General features: G+C 48.2%; 21 protein-coding genes. 7 read left to right on the top strand and 14 right to left on the bottom strand.

Going from position 1 to position 23,123, the window contains the following annotated elements:
- Nucleotides 1–61: 61 nt before the first annotated feature.
- Entirely contained in the window at nt 62–682 is a 621-nt protein-coding gene (gene rlmE, locus QMA35_RS04445) for a 23S rRNA (uridine(2552)-2'-O)-methyltransferase RlmE (RefSeq protein WP_281645927.1), read from the bottom strand.
- A gap of 159 nt (nt 683–841) precedes the next feature.
- On the opposite strand from rlmE, the gene yhbY reads away from it, so the two are divergent.
- Nucleotides 842–1,150, top strand: coding sequence for a ribosome assembly RNA-binding protein YhbY (gene yhbY / locus QMA35_RS04440; protein ID WP_281645926.1), 309 nt, complete (start codon nt 842–844; stop codon nt 1,148–1,150).
- A gap of 76 nt (nt 1,151–1,226) precedes the next feature.
- Here the strand turns inward: yhbY and greA are convergent, their stop codons facing one another.
- From greA to dapB, 4 genes are all read right to left on the bottom strand, one after another.
- Complete coding sequence (gene greA, locus QMA35_RS04435; RefSeq protein WP_281645925.1) at nt 1,227–1,703, bottom strand: transcription elongation factor GreA; 477 nt, start codon at nt 1,701–1,703, stop codon at nt 1,227–1,229.
- 4 nt (nt 1,704–1,707) lie between these two features.
- The gene (gene carB, locus QMA35_RS04430) at nt 1,708–4,920 is read right to left on the bottom strand and encodes a carbamoyl-phosphate synthase large subunit (protein WP_281645924.1); all 3,213 of its coding nucleotides are present in this window, start codon (nt 4,918–4,920) and stop codon (nt 1,708–1,710) included.
- A gap of 129 nt (nt 4,921–5,049) precedes the next feature.
- Entirely contained in the window at nt 5,050–6,183 is a 1,134-nt protein-coding gene (gene carA, locus QMA35_RS04425; RefSeq protein ID WP_281645923.1) for a glutamine-hydrolyzing carbamoyl-phosphate synthase small subunit, read from the bottom strand.
- Between the two features lie 226 nt (nt 6,184–6,409).
- A complete protein-coding gene (gene dapB, locus QMA35_RS04420; RefSeq protein WP_281645922.1) occupies nt 6,410–7,213 on the bottom strand; it encodes a 4-hydroxy-tetrahydrodipicolinate reductase in 804 nt (267 codons plus the stop codon).
- A gap of 154 nt (nt 7,214–7,367) precedes the next feature.
- On the opposite strand from dapB, the gene pdxY reads away from it, so the two are divergent.
- Nucleotides 7,368–8,273 (top strand): pyridoxal kinase PdxY, encoded by a 906-nt coding sequence (pdxY, locus tag QMA35_RS04415; protein WP_281645921.1) that lies wholly within the window; start codon nt 7,368–7,370, stop codon nt 8,271–8,273.
- A 129-nt stretch (nt 8,274–8,402) separates the two neighbouring features.
- Entirely contained in the window at nt 8,403–9,182 is a 780-nt protein-coding gene (locus QMA35_RS04410; protein ID WP_281645920.1) for a transposase, read from the top strand.
- 92 nt (nt 9,183–9,274) lie between these two features.
- On the opposite strand, the gene dnaJ is transcribed toward QMA35_RS04410, so the two are convergent.
- From dnaJ to grpE, 5 genes are all read right to left on the bottom strand, one after another.
- Nucleotides 9,275–10,432: a molecular chaperone DnaJ gene (dnaJ, locus tag QMA35_RS04405; protein ID WP_281645919.1), complete on the bottom strand. Its 1,158-nt coding sequence runs from the start codon at nt 10,430–10,432 to the stop codon at nt 9,275–9,277.
- A gap of 138 nt (nt 10,433–10,570) precedes the next feature.
- Nucleotides 10,571–12,502: a molecular chaperone DnaK gene (dnaK, locus tag QMA35_RS04400; RefSeq protein ID WP_281645918.1), complete on the bottom strand. Its 1,932-nt coding sequence runs from the start codon at nt 12,500–12,502 to the stop codon at nt 10,571–10,573.
- A gap of 358 nt (nt 12,503–12,860) precedes the next feature.
- Nucleotides 12,861–13,982, bottom strand: a complete 1,122-nt coding sequence (locus tag QMA35_RS04395; RefSeq protein ID WP_281645917.1) for a hypothetical protein — start codon at nt 13,980–13,982, stop codon at nt 12,861–12,863.
- 12 nt (nt 13,983–13,994) lie between these two features.
- Nucleotides 13,995–14,486, bottom strand: a complete 492-nt coding sequence (locus tag QMA35_RS04390; RefSeq protein WP_281645916.1) for a SycD/LcrH family type III secretion system chaperone — start codon at nt 14,484–14,486, stop codon at nt 13,995–13,997.
- A 279-nt stretch (nt 14,487–14,765) separates the two neighbouring features.
- Entirely contained in the window at nt 14,766–15,356 is a 591-nt protein-coding gene (gene grpE, locus QMA35_RS04385) for a nucleotide exchange factor GrpE (RefSeq protein WP_281645915.1), read from the bottom strand.
- Nucleotides 15,357–15,559: 203 nt separating this feature from the next.
- Between grpE and recN the strand changes: the two genes are divergently transcribed.
- The 3 genes from recN to QMA35_RS04370 all read left to right on the top strand — a co-directional run bounded on the left by recN (nt 15,560) and on the right by QMA35_RS04370 (nt 19,820).
- The gene (recN, locus tag QMA35_RS04380) at nt 15,560–17,245 is read left to right on the top strand and encodes a DNA repair protein RecN (RefSeq protein WP_281645914.1); all 1,686 of its coding nucleotides are present in this window, start codon (nt 15,560–15,562) and stop codon (nt 17,243–17,245) included.
- Nucleotides 17,246–17,327: 82 nt separating this feature from the next.
- Entirely contained in the window at nt 17,328–18,689 is a 1,362-nt protein-coding gene (locus QMA35_RS04375) for a hypothetical protein (RefSeq protein ID WP_281645913.1), read from the top strand.
- A 51-nt stretch (nt 18,690–18,740) separates the two neighbouring features.
- Complete coding sequence (locus QMA35_RS04370; protein ID WP_281645912.1) at nt 18,741–19,820, top strand: hypothetical protein; 1,080 nt, start codon at nt 18,741–18,743, stop codon at nt 19,818–19,820.
- Nucleotides 19,821–19,890: 70 nt separating this feature from the next.
- Here QMA35_RS04370 and fur read toward each other — a convergent pair whose 3' ends face one another.
- Nucleotides 19,891–20,295, bottom strand: a complete 405-nt coding sequence (gene fur, locus QMA35_RS04365) for a ferric iron uptake transcriptional regulator (RefSeq protein ID WP_281645911.1) — start codon at nt 20,293–20,295, stop codon at nt 19,891–19,893.
- A gap of 85 nt (nt 20,296–20,380) precedes the next feature.
- Here fur and QMA35_RS04360 point away from each other — a divergent pair, with 85 nt between their 5' ends.
- Nucleotides 20,381–20,863, top strand: coding sequence for an outer membrane protein assembly factor BamE (locus QMA35_RS04360; RefSeq protein WP_281645910.1), 483 nt, complete (start codon nt 20,381–20,383; stop codon nt 20,861–20,863).
- A 71-nt stretch (nt 20,864–20,934) separates the two neighbouring features.
- Here QMA35_RS04360 and QMA35_RS04355 read toward each other — a convergent pair whose 3' ends face one another.
- From QMA35_RS04355 to QMA35_RS04345, 3 genes are read right to left on the bottom strand one after another with little or no spacing between them, the layout of a single operon-like run.
- Nucleotides 20,935–21,246 (bottom strand): RnfH family protein, encoded by a 312-nt coding sequence (locus QMA35_RS04355; protein WP_281645909.1) that lies wholly within the window; start codon nt 21,244–21,246, stop codon nt 20,935–20,937.
- Between the two features lie 4 nt (nt 21,247–21,250).
- Nucleotides 21,251–21,682: a type II toxin-antitoxin system RatA family toxin gene (locus tag QMA35_RS04350; protein ID WP_281645908.1), complete on the bottom strand. Its 432-nt coding sequence runs from the start codon at nt 21,680–21,682 to the stop codon at nt 21,251–21,253.
- A 15-nt stretch (nt 21,683–21,697) separates the two neighbouring features.
- A complete protein-coding gene (locus QMA35_RS04345) occupies nt 21,698–23,101 on the bottom strand; it encodes a sodium-dependent transporter (protein ID WP_281645907.1) in 1,404 nt (467 codons plus the stop codon).
- Nucleotides 23,102–23,123: the final 22 nt, after the last annotated feature.

The raw sequence follows: 23,123 nt of genomic DNA, 5'->3' as shown, positions 1-23,123 counted from the left end.
TTTACAACCCTGACCAATTAAAAAACACAAAAATTTACATAATTCAGCCCATCATTTGACCTTAGCCTTTGAACTGTCTTCCTAACAGGTAAGTCTCTCTTGAGCGAGCTCTGGAAGCACCGGGCTTACGGGTTGCAACCGACCCGAAACTGGTTCGCATATCCTTCAGATACTCATCAAAGCCTTCCCCGTGAAATATCTTTACCAGAAAGGAGCCACCCGGCTTGAGAACCTGCCGCGCCAAGTCCAACGCCAACTCCACCAAATACATTGCACGGGGTTGATCCGCAGCTTTAACGCCACTCATATTGGGAGCCATATCAGAGATCACCAAATCCACCTGATCTGCCCCAACAGCCTCCAGAATTTCTGCCAGAACAACGTCCTCAGTAAAATCGCCCTGCACAAACACCACATCAGCAATTGGATCCATGGGCAAAATATCAGAAGCCACAACCCGACCATCACCGCCGATCATTTCACCAGCAACCTGGGTCCACCCACCTGGCGCAGCCCCAAGATCCACAACGGTCATTCCTGGGCGAAACAATTTATCCTTCTCAGCAATTTCACGCAGCTTATAACTGGCACGGGATCGGTATCCATCCTGCTGGGACTGCTGAACATACTGATCGTCAAAATGCTCTTTTAACCAGCCTGCGCTGCTTTTTGATCTTGCCACTAAACTACGCCCTCAAATCTATCACTGGCAAATTACCCTGCATTCTAGCGAATTGCAGGACTTACCCCAATCCGCATTTCCTTGCATCCCCTGCGCTTCCCTATAGAATGCGCCCCCTGTTTTACTTACCCTCATTCCTAAATCTCAGGAGAATCCACTATGGCGCTGAAGGCCGAAAAAAAGCGGGAACTGCGTGCCATCGGGCACAAGCTGAAGCCCGTTGTTATCGTTTCCGAAAACGGCATCACTGAAGGCGTTATTGAGGAAACCCTGCGAGCACTGGGCGATCACGAACTGATCAAAGTGAAGTTTGCCATCACCGATCGTGAAGCTAAAAAGCAGCTGATTAACGAACTGTGCACAACCTGCGGTGCTGAAACCATCCAGACCATCGGCAAAATCGCACTGATCCTGAAACCGGCAAAAGAGCCCAACCCTAAACTCTCCAACCTTCTGCGCCCTTTTTAATCCAAACTTAAACCAGAACGTTGATGACCCAAAAAAACGGCAGCCAAAAGGCTGCCGTTTTTTTCATGAAGTACAATTAAATGTGCTGCACTTCCTCGATCTCGTACTCAATCTGACCACTTGGTGTTGTTACCACCACAACGTCACCTTCTTCCTTACCGATCAGGGCGCGGGCAATAGGAGATGTTACTGAGAGCTTGCCTTCTTTAATGGAGGCCTCGTCTTCCCCAACAATCTTGTAAGTCACCTGAGAATCATCATCAGAGTTCAGCAGGGTAACGGTCACACCAAAAATAACCTTTCCGGTATTTTCGATCTCATTAACGTCAATCACCTGAGCGTTGGAAAGCTTGGCTTCCAACTCCTGAACCCGCCCCTCATTAAAACCCTGCTGCTCACGAGCTGCATGGTATTCAGCGTTTTCTTTCAGATCCCCAAGCTCCCGCGCTTCTGCAATTGCAGCTGCAATACGGGGGCGATCCTTACTTTTACGAGTCTGCAACTCCTCGCGGAGAGCATTCTCTCCCTCCACTGTCATAGGGTAGCGTTGCATGCAATTATCCTTCGTGTAGATCCTGTAGTCGTCTGACGCTCTTCTCCGGCCCAAATTCAATTGCCTGAGCAATTGCAATGGCACACGGCATGGTCGTGGTATAGAGAACTTTGTTCGTCAGCGCTGATCGACGAATTGTAAAGGAATCAGCTATCGCCTGACGACCCTCTGTAGTATTAACCACTAATGCAATTTCGCCATTCACAATCTTATCCACAAGGTGGGGGCGTCCTTCCTTCACCTTGTTAACAACCGGAACCTCAATACCAGCTTTACGCAAGGCTTGAGCTGTACCACTGGTTGCAACAATATCAAACCCGATTTTTTGCAACAGCCTGGCCAGCTCAGCAACCCCTTCCTTGTCCCGGTTCCGAACACTAAGGATAGCCGTACCACTTTCCGGAAGCTGCATTTTCACAGCCAGTTGCGCTTTAGCGTAAGCCTCTGGAAAAGTATCACCAACCCCCATTACCTCACCAGTAGATTTCATCTCCGGCCCAAGAATAGGATCCACACCAGGGAACTTGTTAAACGGGAATACAGCTTCCTTCACGTAAACCTGTTCTGGAACAATTTCCCTGGTAAAGCCAAGCTCCTGCAGGGTTGCACCAGCCATAACCCGAGCTGCAACTTTAGCGAGGGATACACCAATACACTTGGAGACAAACGGTACAGTTCTGGACGCGCGAGGATTAACCTCAATCACATATATCTCGCCATCCTGAATCGCCATCTGCACATTCATCAGACCAACCACACCAAGCTCCAGAGCCATAGCCCGAACCTGATCGCGGATCACATCCTGAATATCGTCAGGGATATCATAAGGGGGCAGTGAACAACCTGAGTCACCAGAGTGAATACCGGCCTGCTCAATGTGCTGCATAATGGCGCCGATAACGACATCTTTACCATCACAAATTGCATCTACATCCACCTCAACAGCATGAGTGAGGTAGAAATCCAGCAGCACAGGGCTGTCATTAGACACCTGTACAGCTTCATTCATATAACGATTCAGATCAGCCTCAGTGCTGACAATTTCCATCGCCCGGCCACCAAGCACATAAGATGGGCGAACCACCAGTGGATAACCGATATTTTTCGCTTCTTCAACCGCCTGCTCAAGACTTCTGACTGTTGCGTTAGCAGGCTGCTTGAGACCAAGCTTCTGGATCATTTGCTGGAAACGCTCACGATCCTCAGCCATATCAATGGCCTCCGGGCTGGTACCGATAATTCTGGTGCCCGCCGCTTCAAGCGCCAGAGCCAGTTTCAGCGGAGTCTGCCCGCCATACTGAACAATCACACCATCGGGCTTTTCAACATCAACAATTGCCAGAACATCTTCCAGAGTCACCGGCTCAAAATAGAGACGGTCAGAAGTGTCATAATCCGTTGAAACAGTTTCAGGGTTACAGTTAACCATGATGGTTTCATAACCATCTTCCCTCATTGCCAAAGCAGCATGAACACAGCAGTAATCAAACTCGATACCCTGCCCAATACGGTTTGGGCCACCGCCAATGACCATAATCTTCTTACGATCGGATGCAGCCGCTTCACACTCCTCCTCGTAGGTGGAGTACATATAAGCTGTATCAGAGGCGAATTCTGCAGCACAGGTATCAACCCGCTTAAATACCGGACGCAGGCCTAACCCTAAACGGTGCTCACGAACTTTAGCCTCTTTAATGCCCAGCAATTCTGCCAAACGAGTATCACTGAAACCCTTGCGCTTAAGCTTGCGCAAAATGTCATATGTCAGATCTTCCAGCTTGCTTGCAGCAACATCTGCTTCATCATTGAGAAGATCTTCAATCTGAACCAGAAACCATGGGTCGATCTTGGTCAGTTTGAAAATATCGACCAGAGTCAAACCGATACGGAAAGCATCAGCCAGATACCAAATACGTTCTGCCCCAGGAGTTATTAACTCTTCACGAATACGGTTTTCAGCACCCGGATCATTCAGATCTACAACGGGATCAAAGCCCGCCACGCCAACTTCCAAGCCACGTAAAGCTTTATGCATGGACTCCTGGAAAGTACGACCAATGGCCATAACCTCACCCACAGATTTCATCTGCGTGGTCAGGCGGGCATCAGCCTGAGGGAACTTCTCAAAAGCAAAACGTGGAATTTTGGTAACGACGTAATCAATAGCCGGCTCAAACGATGCCGGCGTTACACCGCCAGTAATATCATTCTGCAGCTCGTCCAGCGTATAACCCACAGCCAGCTTCGCAGCGACTTTAGCAATGGGGAAACCTGTTGCCTTGGAAGCCAGAGCAGAGGAGCGAGATACACGCGGGTTCATTTCGATAATAACCATACGGCCATCATCTGGATTAATACCGAACTGAACGTTGGAGCCACCAGTTTCCACACCAATTTCGCGCAATACCGCCAGAGAGGCGTTACGCATAATTTGATACTCTTTGTCTGTCAGAGTCTGGGCTGGTGCAACGGTAATGGAATCACCGGTGTGCACACCCATTGGATCAAAGTTTTCGATGGCACAGACAATAATGCAGTTGTCGTTTTTATCTCGAACAACTTCCATCTCATACTCTTTCCAGCCAATCAATGATTCATCAATCAACAACTCACTGGTTGGGGAAAGGTCAAGACCGCGGGTACAGATCTCTTCGAACTCATCCTTGTTATAGGCGATACCACCACCGGTTCCACCCATGGTAAACGAAGGGCGGATAATACAGGGGAAACCAACCATAGCGAGAACGCCATAGGCTTCTTCCATATTATGAGCGATACCAGCGCGCGGACACTCAAGGCCAATATTCTTCATGGCCACATCGAATTTACTGCGGTCTTCTGCTTTATCAATAGTCTCAGCGTTGGCACCGATCATTTCAACGCCGTACTTTTCAAGCACACCGTGGCTTTCAAGATCGAGAGCACAGTTCAGCGCCGTTTGACCGCCCATAGTCGGCAACACTGCATCGGGACGCTCTTTTTCAATGATTTTTTCTACAGTTTCCCAGCGGATAGGCTCAATGTAAGTTGCATCTGCCATCACCGGGTCGGTCATAATGGTGGCCGGGTTAGAGTTCACCAGAACAACTCGATACCCCTCTTCCCGCAGAGCCTTACAGGCTTGAGCACCGGAGTAGTCAAATTCACAAGCTTGCCCAATAACAATAGGGCCAGCGCCAAGAATCAGAATGCTTTTGATGTCTGTCCGTTTCGCCATGATATCTTCTTCTGCGCTCTGTATTTGTTTCGTTGAGCTCTGTTCACGCGGTGCGGGTAAAAAAGCCTTTGGCCGCAACGTTATACCTGGTCGCTATGGTGCCAGCCGCTTTGCTGGCACCACAATCGACTATCGTCGCTTTTCCAACTCGCTGACAAATCTGTCAAACAACGGTGCAACGTCATGAGGTCCTGGACTGGCTTCCGGGTGCCCCTGAAAGCTGAATGCAGGCACATCTGTACGCTCAATTCCCTGCAAAGACCCATCAAATAAAGATTTGTGGGTTGCCCGCAGATTTTCAGGCAAATTATCTTCTGAAACAGCAAACCCGTGGTTCTGGCTGGTGATCATTACCACACCGGAATCAAGATCCTGCACGGGATGGTTCGCACCATGATGACCAAACTTCATTTTCTCGGTCTTGGCACCGGATGCCAGAGCTAGAAGCTGGTGTCCAAGACAGATACCAAACACAGGCAGGCCTGTTTCAAGAATCTCGCGAATGGCTGTAATCGCATAGTCACAAGGCTCCGGGTCACCAGGGCCGTTGGACAGGAAAACTCCATCAGGGTTCAGTGCCAGAACATCTTTCGCAGGCGTTGTTGCAGGAACAACAGTTAGTCGGCAACCACGCTCTGCCAACATTCTCAGAATGTTACGCTTTACGCCAAAATCGTAAGCCACAACATGGAAGCGTGAAGAGCTTGCTCGATCTATATGGCTATCAGATTCAAGTTCCCAGACACCTTCTGTCCAGGAGTAATTCTCCTGAGCCGTCACGTCCTTCGCCAGATCCATGCCTTTCAAGCCTGGAAATGCTTTGGCCAGTTCCAGTGCCCTTTCTTCTGTCGCTCCCGCACCAGCAACAATGGCTCCATTCTGAGAGCCTTTCTCTCTGAGAATACGAGTCAAACGCCGGGTATCAATATCTGCAATGGCAACAACATTGTTGCTTTCGAGATATTCATCAAGGGGCTGGGAATTACGCCAATTACTGGCAAGAAGGGGGAGATCACGGATAACAAGACCGGCAGACCAGAGTTGACTGGCTTCTTCATCTTCCGGAGTGGTTCCGGTATTGCCGATATGAGGATAAGTGAGAGTTACAATTTGTCGGGCATAGGAGGGATCGGTAAGAATTTCCTGGTACCCGGTCATTGCGGTATTGAAGACTACTTCACCACTGGTTTCTCCATCACTGCCGATGGCGATACCATGGAAAATGCTGCCGTCCTCAAGAGCAAGTATGGCCGTCCTGCTCAAAGCGTCCTCCTGCTGCACAACGCTGCTGTTGTCATATTCAGTCCGCAAAAAAGCGAGATGCAACCAAGTTCCATCTCGCCTCTGATTTATTTGTATTCTTCTTACTAAAGCTGCTCATCGGGGCCGGCATCCTGCCATGCCCAAGGCAAATTTCACGCATCCTAACAAAAATGCGCCAAACCGTCTATTTATACCTACATCAATTCGGTTAATACCCTATAAGCAATCAACGCAGATCAAGAACATCCTGCATATCGAACAACCCGGCACTTTTCCCTTGCAACCATTTTGCTCCGCGAACAGCACCATTTGCATAAGTCGCCCGACTGGCTGAGCGAATACCAATTTCAACCCGCTCACCTTCAGCAATAAACATGGCATTATGTTCACCAACAATGTCGCCACCGCGAATTGTTGCAAAACCGATCGTATCCTTGTCACGGGCTCCGGTATAACCTTCGCGGCCGTATACCGCACACTTGCTAAGATCCCGCCCAAGAGTGTCGGCGATAATTTCACCCATATGCAGAGCTGTACCAGATGGAGCATCGACTTTGTGACGGTGGTGGGCTTCAACGATTTCGATATCACTTTCACCCCCCATAACCCGGGCCGCGGTTTCGAGCAGCTTGAAAATCAGATTTACACCCACACTCATATTGGGAGCAAAAATAACGGAAATAGTGTTACCAGCTTCTTTCAATGTATTTTTTTGAGTATCATCCAAGCCGGTTGTACCAATGACAATGCCTTTGCCGTTAGCACGACAGATAGCAACATGATTCATCGTGCTTTCAGGTGTAGTGAAATCAATCAGCACATCAAAATCATCAACCACTGATGACAGTTCTTCTTTTAATTCAACACCCAGTTTTCCGATACCCGCCAGCTCGCCAACATCCGCGCCAATCATTGAGCTGCCAGGACGATCAGTCGCTGCGGTTAATGTTGTGACTTCATCCTGTACAACAGCCTGAATCAGGGCCTTTCCCATACGTCCGGCAGCGCCGACTACAGCTATTCTTGTCATCTTTATATCCTATTGCCCTGTTATACAGTGTCTTCTAAGTACTTATCTCGCTGGCAATTATCGCAGCGCAAAGCCACAAGGCAAATACCGCAACCACAAAAGCGGTGAAATCATGATTCAGATTCATATTAATTCTTGAACCATAGCGCTAATCTTGTCCCTCAACTCCTCTTATTTCTATGAGCGCTTTGCTGGTATGAATATTCTGTCTATTCAATCCCATGTCGCATACGGCCATGCAGGTAACGCATCTGCCGTTTTTCCCCTTCAACGCATGGGCTTTGAGGTTTGGCCGGTTCATACGGTTATGTTTTCCAACCACACAGGCCATGGTTCCTGGCGTGGCCCGGTTTTTGAGCCCGGCACAATCAGTGAAGTGATTGCAGGAATAGAAGACCGTGGTGTTTTAAAAGAGTGCACAGCTGTACTCTCTGGTTACATGGGAGCCCCTGAACTGGGTTCAGCCATTCTTGATGCTGTTGATAAAGTAAAATCAGAAAACCCAGAAGCCCTCTATTGCTGCGACCCGGTTATTGGTGATACCGACCGAGGCATTTTTGTACGCACAGGTATTCCTGAGCTCTTCCGGGATAAGGTTTTGCAGCGCGCGGACATTCTTACTCCGAATCACTTTGAGCTGGAGATTCTGACCGGCCACAAAGTTAACACTCTGGAAGATGCCCTGAAAGCCGTTAAAGAACTGCAAGAAATCGGCCCATCAAAAGTACTGGTTACCAGCCTGACCCGCACCGACGCTCAGCCCGGCGTTATTGAAATGCTGGCTGTGGATAAAAACGAAGCCTGGATTATTGCAACCCCACGCCTTGAGTTCCCCTATCCGGTTAATGGTTCCGGAGATGCAACAACTGCGGTATTCCTGGCGAAATATCTACGCACCCGGAACCTGAAGAAAACCCTGGAACATACGGCAGGCGCCATTTTTGCGTTGTTTGAAAAGACTTGGGCAACCAAGAGCCGTGAACTGCAACTCATTGCCGCACAAGATGCTTATGTCACACCTCCGCAGCAGTTTCAGGCTTCCAGTGTAGAGATTGCCTAACCCTAATCGAATCCACGGAGGAAATGTGGGGCTTTCTCAGGTTGGCTGAAGAAAGTGAGGGGTTGAAACAGAAATAGCCTTCAGGAAAAGATTGATTTGAACGGATCAACTTTACTGAAGGATCAGTACATGTCTGCAACACCCTCACTCCGCCCTATGTTCTCATTTCTTGGCTGGGTAATCGACCATATAGATATCGACTGGGATAATTCCAGCGCAACAGTTTATCTGCGCAGAGATGGTCGTCTACAGCAACTGAAATGCAGTCAGTGCCACAACGCTATGGGGAAGATGAGGGAGGCAGAGCGAACTGTGCTGGACTTGCCGCTGGGCACCCTCAGTGTGCAGTTGCATTTCACTGTTTACCAAGGGCGCTGCTCACACTGCAAGCATTTTGAAACCATCACACCTCCTGGGCTGGCTCCTATCGCCAACTACAAAGAGGTGATAGACAAAATCCGTCGCCGGGAATGGCGGCAGGCTGAAGCTGAGGATAAGCCTTTCATAAAGGGGCAGCGTTTCAATCTATTCAGGAATCCAGAGAACCTCACACCCAAGAGGGAAAGCAGCCTGAAGGAACTGCTTGCCATGAACGAGGACTTGTTTCAGGCCTACATTCTGAAAGACATGCTTAAACAGCTGTGGACGTATACCTATAAAGGGTGCGCCAGTAAGTTTCTCGATAGGTGGATTGAATTGGCCAAAGAGACAGGCATTGTCGAGCTGAAACGCTTTGCCAAAGGGTTGGACAGGGCAAGAGAAGGCCTTCTTTCATATTGCCATCATCGTATAACCAGTGCAAAAATCGAGGCTTTCAATGGTGTTATCAAGCGCATTGTCTATAAGGCTTATGGCTATAACGATCTTGAATATCTGTATCTGAAAATTCGACAAGAGGCTCAGAAATGATCAGCCAACCTGCGAAAGAGCCGAAAAAGTGAAGAGAAGAACAAAAGAAAAAGCGAAAGAGGCTGCCTGATTTCTTCAGGCAGCCAGCACTATCAGGAAGTCATTCCGTCAAAGAATTTCTTGACACCGTCAAAGAAGCTGCGCTTCTGTGGGGAGTGTTTGTGGTCGCCTTCAAAAGTCTGCTGCAATTCTCCCAGCAGCTCTTTTTGTCGGGACGTTAGCTTCACAGGAGTTTCCACAACAACCTTACAGATAAGATCGCCCTGGTTGCCTCCACGAACAGGAACAACACCCTTGCCACGCAAACGGAACATCTTGCCAGTTTGAGTCTCAGGTGGGATCTTCAGCTTAACTTTGCCATCCAGAGTTGGTACTTCCAACTCACCACCCAAAGCTGCATCTGTAAAGGTCACAGGAACTTCACAGTAGAGGTGCTTACCATCTCGCTGGAAAATATCATGCTCACGCACATCAATCTGTACATACAGATCACCAGCTGGTCCACCATTAGCTCCAGCTTCACCTTCACCAGACAAACGAATACGGTCGCCAGTATCCACACCCTTAGGCACTTTAACGGACAGTGTCTTGTATTCCTGAATCCGGCCTTCGCCGTGACAATCACGACAAGGGTCCTTTATAACCTTGCCAGAACCACGACATTCAGGACAGGTCTGCTGAACAGCAAAGAAGCCCTGCTGCATACGCACCTGACCATGCCCCTGACAGGTGCCACAGGTTGCAGCAGAAGAACCCTTTTTGGCACCAGAGCCATCACAGGTTCCACACTCAACCAGTGTTGGGATACGGATTTTCTTTTCTACGCCACGAACAGCATCTTCAAGGTCCAGGTCGAGGGAATAGCGCAAGTCGGCACCGCGCTGAACGCTGGAGCGGCCGCCGCCACCTCCTGCGCCGCCACCGAAGATGTCACCAAAGACATCACCGAAGATATCGCCGAAGTTACCAGCACCACCGCCACCGAAACCACCACCAAAGCCACCAGCACCGCCACCCATGCTTGGGTCTACACCGGCATGACCATACTGATCATAAGCTGCACGCTTTTGAGGGTCGGAAAGCATCTCAAAAGCTTCATTCACTTCTTTGAAGCTTTCTTCTGCGTCTTTGTCTCCAGGGTTTCGGTCAGGATGAAACTTCATCGCCATACGGCGATAAGCTTTTTTCATCTCTTTGTCGCTGGCATCTCGGGCAATCCCGAGCACCTCATAATAATCTCTTTTCGACATAACCGTTTTAAACCTGGTGCCAAGCTGAAAATTCTTTACTGCTTTTACACAGTTTTTGCATAAACCATCTACGCAAACGCGGGAGTGAACTCCCGCGCGTGCAATTCACTCTCTAGTAGAGTGACATGAGAGAGCGACTTACTTCTTGTCGTCTTTCACTTCTTCGAACTCAGCGTCAACAACGTCATCGTCCTTAGCTGCTGCGTCATCAGCCTGAGCTTCCGCACCCGGCTGAGCCTGAGCACCAGCGTCATCAGTCATCTTCTGAGCCAAAGGTCCGGAAGCCTGAACCAAAGCCTGGGTCTTGGCTTCGATAGCGTCTTTGTCGTCAGCCTTTACAGCGTCTTCCAGCTCTTTGATGGCTGCTTCAACTGCATTCTTCTCTTCTTCGGAAGCCTTGTCACCAGCTTCTTCCAGAGTCTTGCGAGTCGCGTGAACCATGGCATCTGCCTGGTTACGGGCACCAGCCAGCTCTTCAAACTTTTTGTCTTCTTCCGCATTCGCTTCAGCGTCGCGTACCATTTGATCGATTTCTTCATCGGACAAACCGGAAGAAGCCTTGATCACGATGGACTGCTCTTTACCAGTATTCTTGTCCTTGGCAGACACGTTCAGAATACCGTTAGCATCTAGGTCGAAGGATACTTCGATCTGTGGCATGCCACGCTGAGCCGCAGGAATGCCTTCCAGATTGAATTGCCCCAGAGACTTGTTGCCGTGGGCTTGCTTACGCTCGCCCTGCAGTACGTGAATAGTTACCGCAGCCTGGTTGTCTTCCGCAGTGGAGAACACCTGAGATTTCTTGGTTGGGATTGTGGTGTTCTTCTCGATCAGAGGCGTCATCACGCCGCCCATGGTCTCGATACCAAGCGTCAGTGGAGTTACGTCCAGCAGCAGAACATCAGTACGATCGCCAGACAATACGCCGCCCTGCAGAGCAGCCCCCATAGCCACAGCTTCGTCTGGGTTAACGTCCTTACGAGCTTCTTTGCCGAAGAACTCCATCACCTTGGACTGAACCAGAGGCATACGGGTCTGACCACCCACCAGGATGACCTCGTCGATGTCGGAAACGCTCAGGTCAGCATCTTTAACAGCCTGTCGTACAGGAGCCAGAGAACGCTCGACCAGGTCTTCAACCAGAGATTCCAGCTTGGCGCGGGTGACTTTTACGTTCAGGTGTTTAGGACCAGTTGCGTCTGCAGTGACGTAAGGCAGGTTTACGTCAGTCTGAGTCGCAGAAGACAGCTCGATCTTGGCTTTTTCGGCAGCCTCCTTAAGACGCTGCATGGCCAGAGGGTCACCTTTCAGATCAATACCCTGATCCTTCTTGAATTCGTCAGCCAGGAAGTTGATCAGGCGCATGTCGAAGTCTTCACCGCCCAGGAAGGTGTCACCGTTGGTAGACAGCACTTCAAACTGGTGCTCACCGTCAACGTCAGCAATTTCGATAACAGAGATATCGAAAGTACCACCACCCAGGTCGTATACAGCAATAGTCTGGTCGCCTTTGGCTTTGTCCAGACCGTAAGCCAGTGCCGCAGCTGTTGGCTCGTTGATAATACGCTTCACTTCCAGGCCAGCGATACGGCCGGCGTCTTTAGTCGCCTGACGCTGAGCATCGTTGAAGTAGGCTGGAACAGTGACAACAGCTTCGGTAACACCGTGACCGAGGTAATCTTCAGCGGTCTTCTTCATCTTCTTCAGAATCTCAGCAGAGATCTGAGGAGGAGCCATGGTGTCACCTTTTACTTCAACCCATGCGTCACCATTGTCAGCCTTAACAATCTTGTAAGGCACCATTTCGATGTCTTTCTGAACTTCTTTATCTTCGAAGCGACGGCCGATCAGACGCTTGATAGCAAACAGAGTGCTGTCTGGGTTTGTTACCGCCTGACGCTTGGCTGGCATACCTACCAGAATCTCACCATCATCGGTGTAGGCAATGATGGAAGGTGTAGTACGAGCACCTTCAGCATTCTCAATAACCTTTACACTGTCGCCATCCAGTACGGATACACAAGAGTTGGTGGTACCCAGATCGATACCGATAATTTTGCTGTTGCTCATCGAAATACTCTCCGAAAAACGTTTAAAGATGGTGTAAAAATTCAAATATTATGGGGGCCGTTTGTGCCTGCCCCCGAACCCACACCAACCCTTTCTGATAGAAGCTATTGGCGAAGGCGAAAAAATCTGGGGCTTTTACCCGGGCCAGCTTTGGGAGCCTGTCGTTATAACTCCACTGACCATCTGGCTGGATATATGGGAACGAGGTAAAACCTTTTCAAGGCTTTAATTTCGATTTTTTTATTTTTTCTTATGACAGAGGCGTTAAGCAGGCGCGTCCTGGACAGGCAGAGACCTCTCAAAGAAGGTCAAGGAATGGGAAGATCATTTGTACAGGATCATTGAAGAACTGCAGGTCTTATATGTGACGCATGGTCATACTTTGCTGCATTTGCATATCCTGCGCACCGGAAAGAGCTAGAGATGCGCCGCTGGTCAGGTCTTCCTCTATCTGACGAAAGCCCTCTTCCTGCTCTTCCATCATCATAGCCAACTCAGCCAGAAATTGCTGAAACCCCTGATCTTCTTCTATTTCTGCAGCTTCAGCCAAGGTATCAGAGGCAGATGCCTCAGTAACAGAACCATCATCGGAAGGAGCCTCACCAACAGCCTCACCAACAGCCTCGGTGGCGCCTCTGGAAGCATTTTCACCATGGATAGAAGCAGCCTCCCCATTAACCTTTCCCTCTATCGCCATGCCAAGGAAGGCTTCATAGACTTCTCTGGGCTTGGCTCCTTCCTCAACGAGGCCTTTGAGCTCCTGGAATCCACTTTCATCAATCACACCACGGCTCTTCATGTCTTCCAACTTGGCTATGTGCTGATCGGGATTAATACGATTACCGACCTTGCCACCCTTCACTTGGTAATCGCTGTCTGTGTAATCCTTGGTGTACTCTTTGTTAAACTCTTTCACTTCCCCGTGATTTTGCTGGAAGTGCTGTTGCATCACCAAGTTACGCTCACCATTCACGGACTTCACTTCACTGTTATAGGCCTTCAATTCCTTGATGCCCTGAACCATCAGAGGCGTACCTACACCAGGCAGCATGGCGCCAATAACTATTTTCGCGGCAGCACACTTTTTATTCTTCTTTGGAGGAGGCTCGAGCGCCTTCTCCAACTCTTGAATTCTTTTATCCCGGGCAGACTTCACTTTTTCCTTGCTGGCCAGTGCGGCTTCTTCACTGGCTTTCTGCATAGCGTCTTCATTATCAGCCCGCAAACCACTCAGCATAGCACTGAGTTCGTTGGTATCCATTTTACCCATGCCCTGCGTAGCACCCGCATCGGGAGCAGCAAGGGGAACAACACGACCATCCGCCCCTTTCGCCTGCATCCCGGGTTCATAGTAACTAACCGTTACTGAACCGGCAGCATTTCCTGCTGAGGCCTGATCTGCACGCTGGGTCTGTTCCGCATGACGGAGATATTCCGTTTGTTGCGTTTGGTTCTGACCTATTCCACCTACACCAGCCATGAGTCGTCTCCCTTACTTCTGGTCTAAATCGGGTGCGTTGTTTTGGAGCATGGCTTGGGCCACCTGCATAAGCGGCTTATAAGATGTATTTCCCTCGCAGCGGGAAATCACCATACTCAGTGCGGAGCGGGCTTTGCCTGTCTCCCCCATAGCCTCAAAGGCATGGGCAAGATTCAAGGCTGGACCCGGGTCGGCCTTATCCATTTTCGTAGCATTTTTCAGAGGCTCTATGGCCTGCTCCGGCTTTCCCATTCGAAAGCATGCGGCCCCTAACCCGGCAAGATATTTTGCGCTGTTGTGATTGTGAAAACTGAGATACAGGAACATATCGTGGGCTTCTTTGTATTTCCCAGTCTGGAAATAGCCATAAGCTATTCCATAGATACCTTCCAGAACCTCGTCGGGTATATTTTTGTGCTGGGCGATGGTAACGCCATCCTGAAGTCGACCTATCAGCTTATGGTCACCACCAAGCGCCTTGAAGAAATCCCTTATCACGCTCATGCAGAGTTCTCCCTGCTGAAATCCACATACATAAAACTGTGCTTATAAAAACCAGTGCTAATTGAAAGGTTAAGGAAAAAATGATCAGCAAAACCCATTAAATGGAAATCTCAAAAGGTGTGCGATATTCACTTGAGATATATAAAACCACCCTGCAATGAAATTTTATTTCAAAAAGGACGTTCCATTGACAGAAGGGAAGAATTGAACTTTGGAGGGTGTCACCCAGCCCAAGACTTAAGTCACTTGGACTGAGTGCAAAAAATCAGATTGAGTCAATCAAGGTGCTTTGGAAACCACAACCATTGCAGGGCGCACAACACGCCCATTGAGAGTGTAACCCTTCTGAATAACATCCATTACAGTGTTTGGCTCCATATCGGGATTTGGAACCATGGTTATAGCCTGATGAAAATTAGGATCCAGAGACTCGCCAACAGGATTTAACTGTTCAACCTGATGCTTAGCCAGAGTATCCACAAACAGCTTCAGAGTGAGTTCCATACCTTCACGCATGGCATCGTGGGCATCATCGCTGGACTCAACACTTTTCAAACCATTTTCCAAACTGTCTACTACTGGAAGCAGGGACTCAACAAACTTATCCAGAGCAAACTTGTGGGCTTTTTCCACATCCTGCTGAGCACGACGTTTTACGTTCTGAGCTTCGGCAACAGCACGCAATGCCTGCTCCTGAGCCTTGGTTAAATCATCCTGAGCACGAACAAGCTCATTCTGAAGCGCAGCAAGAGAATCTTCTTCAACGACAGCATCCTCGCTAACAGTCGCATCTTCAGCAACTGTTTCTGCAGTTTCAGGAGCTACGGTTTCTTCAACCTGCTCACCGGTTTTATTTTGATCTTCAGTCATCCTGCAACTCCCATCCTGCAGCTGGTTTCCTCATCTAAGGAACAGCATCGCGCAACGGTTCATAAAAAACTATTGCGCATATATTGGGGACTCCCCCAGAACATTCAAGGGTATTCGCAAGGATTTTTCGGATTAAGGGATTGAACTCACTGCACTTGACGATTACTGTATAAATAAACAGGTACATAGTCGGGACCTCTCCCATGCTCACCCATCTGTCTATCAGCCATTACGCCATTGTGGATCAACTTGAGCTTGAGATCCCCAAAGGTATGACCGTTATTACTGGTGAAACCGGCGCTGGAAAATCCATTATGCTGGACGCCCTCTCCCTGACTACTGGAGCCAGAGCTGGCAACGACTGTGTTCGCCCAGGGTGCGAGCGAGCGGATATTCGGGCAACTTTTGAAATCTCCAATCTTCCCGAAGCCAGCAAATGGCTGCAAAAGAAAGAACTGGATATTGATGGCGAGTGCATTTTACGACGGGTGATCACCAAAGAAGGCCGAAGCCGAGGCTATATTAATGGCACACCTTCACCACTCTCCGACTTGCGCCAGCTAGGAGAAATGTTGGTAGATATTCACGCTCAACACGAACAGCAGTCCTTGCTTCGCCCGGCCACACACCAAAAACTTCTGGATGAGTATGCAAGCTGCTCCGAACTTGAAAAAAAGGTTTCACACCTCTGGCAAGAATGGAAACACCAGAAAGACCAACTTGAAGAATTAAAAAGCAGAGGGCAAGAACAAGACGCCCGCCTTCAGTTATTGCAGTATCAAGTTGAAGAATTGGATCGCCTTTCTATTTCTAAAGGCGAGGTTGAAGAGCTCGAAAACGAACAAAAGCAATTGTCCAATGCTGAAACGAACCTTCACACCTGCCAACAGGTTTTAAACCTCTGCTCAGAAAACGACAGCGGCAATATTCTTCACAGTCTTACCGTGTGCCAGCAATTGCTGGTTGATCTGGGATTAGATATTCCAGTATTGCAAGACACCATAGAAATGCTTTCCACCGCACAGATTCAGGTAGAAGAAGCTATTGGCGAGATGAACCGGTTTGTTGACAACTTTGAGGCAGACCCAGTTCGGCTGGCAGATATTACTGAACGACTGTCGGCAACTTATACCCTGGCACGCAAGCACCATGTGCAACCCGATGCTTTGCATAATTTTCATACAGAACTGCAACACGAGCTGGAAAGCCTTCAATGGGGCGATGAAAAACTTGAAGAGCTGGAACAGTCGCTTTCAGCTTTGGAACAAGACTACTTCACCACTGCCAAGAAGCTGACCGACAAACGAACCAAAGGCGCTGGAAAACTAAACAAAGCTGTTAGCAAGCACATCCATGAACTGGGCATGCCGAAAGGTAAGTTTGAGGTCGAATTCAGCACTCAAGAGACAACGCCTCGCAATCATGGAATGGAAGATATTCGTTTCCTTGTCACTACAAACCCCGGTTCAGCTCCCAAGCCTTTGGACAAAGTCGCCTCTGGTGGTGAACTTTCTCGCATCAGCCTGGCCATACAAGTGATTACTGCCCGCACTTCTGGCATTTCTACTCTGGTATTTGATGAGGTGGATGTGGGCATTGGCGGTGGAACAGCAGAAATTGTCGGTCGCCTATTGAGAGAACTTGGCGAGCAAGGTCAAGTTATGTGTGTGACCCACCAGCCACAAGTAGCATCACAGGGACACACTCACCTGCATGTCAGCAAGAAGCTGGGTAAAAACAGTACCAGCACCAGAATATCAACACTCAAAGATGACAAACGCACTTATGAAGTTGCCCGCATGCTGGGAGGGCTGGAAATCACTGACCAGACCCTGGCCCATGCCCAAGAGATGATTACCCGTTCCACTCCCGCAGAATCTGTTGCCTGAACTAACACTCTGGTTAGCATAATTTCCTTCTCCCCTCTGTCTAACGAGTTCAGTTCACGACTTGATAGACAAGAGGGAAACCATGGGAAAAAAACACCTAAAGAAAGCACTCACTTTCTTTACGGCCTTTGCTACTGCATCGCTGCTTGCCTACGCCAATAGCGATTTCGAAACAGCTAAAGAGACCTTATCCCAAGAAGTTGCCCGATGGGCAGATGTTATTCCCGGCTTTGGCCAGATAGATACGACCGAATATCTAGATCTTTCTGACATACAAGAACAGCAAAAAGAAACAGATCAGGCTATCGCAGGCCACTTGAAGAAGCTGGATAGAGAGCTGATCCAAGTTTTTGATGGAGCAAAAGCTATTGTTAATGAAGTGATCGACCAGGAAGACTGGAAAAAGGGAATAAACAACGCCATCCAGGGAAGGCAGAAAAAGAGCGTAGAAAAAGCTCTCACTTACAACCAAGAGGCCAGAGATGAGCAAGCACAGTATGAACAATCATCTACTACGGGGTCAGATACCTACGATGAGAGCAACCCCGATACCACTGGCGGCCAGAGTCTTGATCAAAAACTAAACACACTTTCCAACGAACTGCTTCAGCTAGACCATAACAAAGAATACTGGAGAGTGCGGACAGCCACACTGAGATTAAATTTTGACGAGAAATTCATTAGAGAAATTATAAACGTCAACAACGTCCCAGAGGATGTCATTAACACTTTTGCAATGCGCCTTTCTGGAGCTTCCCAACAAAAAGAGAGCTTGGGGGATTTCTCCAAAATCTACGCCGAACTGATAATGCTGCATATCTACCTGAACCCTGAACGCGGTTTAGGAGATATTTCTCTGGGCCTGCCAAAAGAAACATCCTTTTCTAACGCCATTACTCACAACAAAATGAGTAATACTCTTACAGGCTTAGCAAGCACCAGCGCCAAAACCCAAAAAGACAGTCTTAAACAGGTTCTTCTCGAACAAGGGGCACTTGAGCCGTTAATGGCGGCATTACATGAAACCCTGTCAACACACAGTTCTGCCCTGCTTACCCTGAACAACGACAATTCAGAGGTTCAGATGTCAATTGCAATGACAGCTGTCTTCAACGACCTCTACCAATATAAAGAGCTACGAGACTTGGTAAAACAAGGGGTCAAACAGCTGGCAGATGTATCAAGACTTTGGACAGTAAGAACCTGCCTCCACTATTTAGAACGACGAAAAATACATGGAAACACAAGTCAATGTGAGGCACTTGCTTACAACGATGATGCCAGTGTTTCCTCTGAATTTCTGGCTAATGTCATTAGCACTCAAATAATTAACAGGAAAGAACCCCTAATCCCAGACCGAATTATCGAACTCCAAGTTGGATATGCGGCCCAGATTCTAAGAGTTATGGCAGGTATGCCAGCAATCAACTGGAAGCAATTTTAAGAGGTCACTATGAAACACACCTGCCAAAACCTGATTATTACAGTATTGCTAATGATATTTTCATACCTGGCTGAGGCTAACAATCAAAACACTATGAGCCCAGAGATAAAGAATAGTCGTGTCCATCAGATCATTTATGACATTCAAACCTATGACCATACGCAAACATTACGCTATGAACGCCTGAAGAAAATTGGAGCAGATAAAGAACTCATAGAAGGTCTATTGATTCAATTGAAATATTTAACAACATATTTTAATGACCCAAGTTTATTTCCGGCATTTTATAACTCCCCCTCAATTATACATCCCAATCCTATCGTGGATATGTTGAGAGGGCTCTACATTCAGGACTTACAGGTTCGTATGTTGGGATTCCTCTATATGATTCTGAATCCAGGGAACGAAACTCAGCTGGACACATATCAAGCCCCAACAGATATGAGTCAATTAGAAGGAATTATTACCGAAGAGATGGTCAATAGTATCGTCAACCGGTTGGTAGAAATGGATCACCATATGGGACAAAGACTTTATAGCTATGAGTGTTTCAAACGAGGTCACGACGATGTTCGGGAAATTTTTTACATTCCCGTGTTCTGGTCTGCCATTGTTCACTCTCTGGACAGCTACGGTGTTTTAAGCGAAGACCATAAACGCGAGCTGATGCCCATCGCAGAAAACATGTACATCAGTCATGCTGAAGCCTTTGACGGCATTGTCTTTTATCAACAGGCCGTGACCCCAAGACTTAATAGATATAAAACAGACTCCGAGCTCTTCAGTGCACTGAAAGAACTGCAAACCACCGAAACTGTGAAAACGGCTCAGCATCGTTATCAAGTCATGGCCAAAGGGCTATGGAAGAGGGACTTCCATACTTTTGATAAGTTTGACTACATAACAGGTTTTAAAAATCCAGTTATGGCCAGACTGATGGCACCTTACGCAGCCTTTAACGCATTCGAGTACACCAAACAATTCTACCTGAAATACAGCCACTTACTTAAAAAGCCAGGTCTGACAGGTGCGCAACTGGAATTTTCGTTAAACACAATGTCTGAAACTGTCGGCGCAGCCACTCAACAACAGATCAAATTACTGGATAACCTCACTGGAGTATTAAGGTAGTCCGCGCTCTAAACATACAGAGGGTTCCCACCCTCTGTATCCTCTTTTCATCAGGCCGGTTAGAAAGAGATCATTCCGATTTGGTTTTCACATACAAAACAAGATTATGATCCACCAAGTCGTAACCATGCTCTTCAGCAATAATATGCTGAATCTTCTCAATCTCCTGATTCCGAAACTCAATAATCTGCCCGGTATCCATGCACACCATATGATCATGATGCTCACCGCTGGCAAGTTCAAATACCGAATGCCCGCCATCAAAGTTATGGCGAATTACAAGTCCGGCACTTTCGAACTGAGTCAGTACTCGATAGACCGTTGCAAGGCCAACATCTTCCTCAGCCTCAATCAACGCTTTATAAACATCTTCCGCGCTCATATGCCGATCTGCAGAATTCTCCAGAATCTGCAAAATCTTGACCCGGGGCAATGTGACCTTTAATCCAACCTTACGAAGCTCTTGATTTTCCACCCAAGTATCCCTTTCTAAACCCCTGGAGATGTAATAAGCTGGGGATTATCTCATTTCCGTCCAAGATAGTGGAAGTCAGTAGACGATGCAAAAGCAAAAGGCAACGTTCGCCCTGGTTCTTTCAGCAGCCCTTATGGGTGGGTGTTCCTGGTTTTCAGATAATAACGCCAAACTTCTGAGCTTTCCGGGCGCCTATAAAATTGATATTCAGCAAGGCAATGTTATCACTCAGGACATGGTTAACCAGCTGCGTCCGGGGATGACTCGTGAGCAGGTTAAGTTTGTTATGGGCGAGCCACTATTGCCCGACACTTACAACGCGTCTCGCTGGGATTACATTTACAGCTTCCAGCCTGGTGGCCAGCAGCGCACTCAACAGACTTTGAGCGTATTTTTTAACGGTAACACCCTGTCTTACTTTGAAGGGGATGTGCGCCCAGGCGGAAACGACAACAGTGTTGATGATCAGGTTCGCAAAGCCGCCAGCGCCGATGCTAAAGACGCAAAAAACAAGGCGGAAAAAGCTGCCAAAGACGAAGAAGGTTCTTGGTTCGACTGGATGCTCTAACCTCTAAATCCCAGAACCTCAGATATAAAAAAAACCGGACAGTGTCCGGTTTTTTTATTCACTTCCAAAACTTACTCTGCAGTTTTAGCAGCTTTTGCTTTTTCTGCTCGTTTGCGGCGAACTTCTTTAGGGTCAGCAATCAGTGCTCTGTAAATCTCAACTCTCTCACCCGCCTTGATAACCTGCTCCGTCGGTTTCGCAACAGTTTTCCCAAAAATCCCCATCTTAGATGCAGATAAATCGATATCTGGAAAGTAATCACAAATACCAGACAACTCCGCCGTTTCAAACAACGTTGTACCTTCCGGCACATGAAGGCTGATAATCTTCTGCCGATCTGGTAATGCAAAGGCTACTTCAACTGCTATTTCTTTACCGCTCATTGGACTATCCATACACCTCATCAGCACGGCTACAGAATGCATCCACCATGGTTGATGCAACCTGCTCAAACACTTTGCCAACAGCAGACTTTAAAAGACTACTGTCCATTTCAAAGGCCAGATCGAGGGAGACCTTGCAGGCTCCCTCCATAAGCGGTTTGAAAGTCCAGATTCCAGTCAGCGCGGTGAAAGGTCCATCTTTCAGGGTAATTTCAATATGCTCGCCAGGCCTCATAGTATTGCGGGTAACAAAACTTCCCGATACACCACCACGGCTAACATTGACACGAGCCTCCAGAGCAGTATCAGAACTCTCAAGAAGTTCTGCCCCGGCACACCAGGGCAGAAAACCAGGGTAAGACTCTACATCGTTAACCAGCCGATACATATTCTCTGCGGAATGCATAACCAATGCAGAGCGTTGTACTTTTTTCACAGAACTTCTATTTCCTTACTGTCCGGCCATTCCAAGCAGTTCCATCAGTGGCTCTTCGATTGTGGAGAAGTAGAAAATCACCACAACACAGATTGGTGCGATAACCCGGCACATAGCACGCCAGAGATTGAATGCTCCAAGGGAAAGATTGAGCTCTTTGTAGATATAAGAGCGCTTCATCGTCCAACCCGCAAAGACGGCTATCAGCAACCCACCCAGAGGCAATGTGATATTGGCAGTGAGATAATCGATAAATTCAAAGAATGTCATACCGAATATCTGCGCACTTTCGCCGGACCACTCATTAAACGACAGAACTGTACCAAGGCCGAATAACCACACCAGTGCGCAATAAACAGATGTTGCTGCAGCACGGCTTACAGGGAAGCGCTCTATAACCCAGGCTACAGTTGGCTCAACCAGTGAAATGGAAGAACTCAAGGCGGCCAAAACAACCAACAGGAAGAAGATTCCACCAAAAATCTGTCCACCCGGCAGGTTGGCGAAAGCTGAAGTTAGAGTGACAAACAAGAGGCCGGGGCCACCACCTGGTTCCATATTATTAGCGAATACCAATGGGAAAATGGCCAGACCAGCAACCAGAGCAATAAAGGTATCGAGAACGACAACCGAACCAACTGTTCGACTGATAGAGGCCTTCTTAGGCATATAAGCACCGTAAGCCATGATGGTGCACATACCCAAACTCAGAGTGAAGAAAGCATGCCCCATGGCAGCAAGTACAGCATCCCAACTCAAGTCTTCAGGGTTGAAGGCAAACATAAAGTTAACGCCTTCCATAAAGTGCCCGGACTCCACCACGCTGTATCCCAGCACAGCCAACAGCAAGACAAACAACGCTGGCATCATAATCCGCACGCTGCTTTCCAGCCCCTTATGGATACCACGAGCTATCACAACCCCCGTCATAACCATAAACACGGTATGCCAGATAGTGAGTTTTACGGGATCACCCAGCAGGCTTTCAAAATTGCCGCCAACCTCAGCGGGCGTCATTCCCTGAAAAACACCCGCAAACATTTCAAGGGTGTAAGCAATCGCCCAACCAGCAACAACGCTATAGAAAGAGAGAATCAGAAAGCCGGTAAAAGCTCCCATCCAGCCAACCATTCCCCACCAACGACTGGCACCGGATTCACGGGCAAGTTCCCGCATACTATTAATAGGACTGTGACGACCGTGTCGGCCAAGAGCCGTTTCAGCCATCATGATGGGTATACCGACAAGAGCTATACACACCAGATAAACAAGAACAAATGCTCCACCGCCATTTATGCCGGTGATATAAGGGAACTTCCACAGATTACCCAGACCAATAGCAGAGCCAGCTGCGGCTAGAACAAACGTCCAGCGATGAGTCCAGGTTTGAGCAGAGGGTGCCGCTTCTTGATCGGCCATGAAAATCCTCGGAAAAATATTA

Source organism: Parendozoicomonas sp. Alg238-R29 (genome assembly GCF_947331445.1).
Classification (GTDB): Bacteria; Pseudomonadota; Gammaproteobacteria; order Pseudomonadales; family Endozoicomonadaceae; genus Sansalvadorimonas.
The sequence above is the reverse complement of the archived record's forward strand: the minus strand, read 5'-3'. Positions and strand labels throughout refer to the sequence as shown.

What these genes read in the sequence shown, in the direction of transcription:
- QMA35_RS04345 (WP_281645907.1), bottom strand. Translation starts at nt 23,101, where the DNA reads ATGGCCGATCAAGAAGCGGCACCCTCTGCTCAAACCTGGACTCATCGC.
- dnaK (WP_281645918.1), bottom strand. Translation starts at nt 12,502, where the DNA reads ATGAGCAACAGCAAAATTATCGGTATCGATCTGGGTACCACCAACTCT.
- yhbY (WP_281645926.1), top strand. Translation starts at nt 842, where the DNA reads ATGGCGCTGAAGGCCGAAAAAAAGCGGGAACTGCGTGCCATCGGGCAC.
- QMA35_RS04375 (WP_281645913.1), top strand. Translation starts at nt 17,328, where the DNA reads ATGGGAAAAAAACACCTAAAGAAAGCACTCACTTTCTTTACGGCCTTT.
- QMA35_RS04410 (WP_281645920.1), top strand. Translation starts at nt 8,403, where the DNA reads ATGTCTGCAACACCCTCACTCCGCCCTATGTTCTCATTTCTTGGCTGG.
- greA (WP_281645925.1), bottom strand. Translation starts at nt 1,703, where the DNA reads ATGCAACGCTACCCTATGACAGTGGAGGGAGAGAATGCTCTCCGCGAG.
- QMA35_RS04355 (WP_281645909.1), bottom strand. Translation starts at nt 21,246, where the DNA reads ATGAGCGGTAAAGAAATAGCAGTTGAAGTAGCCTTTGCATTACCAGAT.
- dnaJ (WP_281645919.1), bottom strand. Translation starts at nt 10,432, where the DNA reads ATGTCGAAAAGAGATTATTATGAGGTGCTCGGGATTGCCCGAGATGCC.
- dapB (WP_281645922.1), bottom strand. Translation starts at nt 7,213, where the DNA reads ATGACAAGAATAGCTGTAGTCGGCGCTGCCGGACGTATGGGAAAGGCC.
- recN (WP_281645914.1), top strand. Translation starts at nt 15,560, where the DNA reads ATGCTCACCCATCTGTCTATCAGCCATTACGCCATTGTGGATCAACTT.
- carB (WP_281645924.1), bottom strand. Translation starts at nt 4,920, where the DNA reads ATGGCGAAACGGACAGACATCAAAAGCATTCTGATTCTTGGCGCTGGC.
- grpE (WP_281645915.1), bottom strand. Translation starts at nt 15,356, where the DNA reads ATGACTGAAGATCAAAATAAAACCGGTGAGCAGGTTGAAGAAACCGTA.
- QMA35_RS04390 (WP_281645916.1), bottom strand. Translation starts at nt 14,486, where the DNA reads ATGAGCGTGATAAGGGATTTCTTCAAGGCGCTTGGTGGTGACCATAAG.
- QMA35_RS04360 (WP_281645910.1), top strand. Translation starts at nt 20,381, where the DNA reads ATGCAAAAGCAAAAGGCAACGTTCGCCCTGGTTCTTTCAGCAGCCCTT.
- QMA35_RS04395 (WP_281645917.1), bottom strand. Translation starts at nt 13,982, where the DNA reads ATGGCTGGTGTAGGTGGAATAGGTCAGAACCAAACGCAACAAACGGAA.
- QMA35_RS04370 (WP_281645912.1), top strand. Translation starts at nt 18,741, where the DNA reads ATGATATTTTCATACCTGGCTGAGGCTAACAATCAAAACACTATGAGC.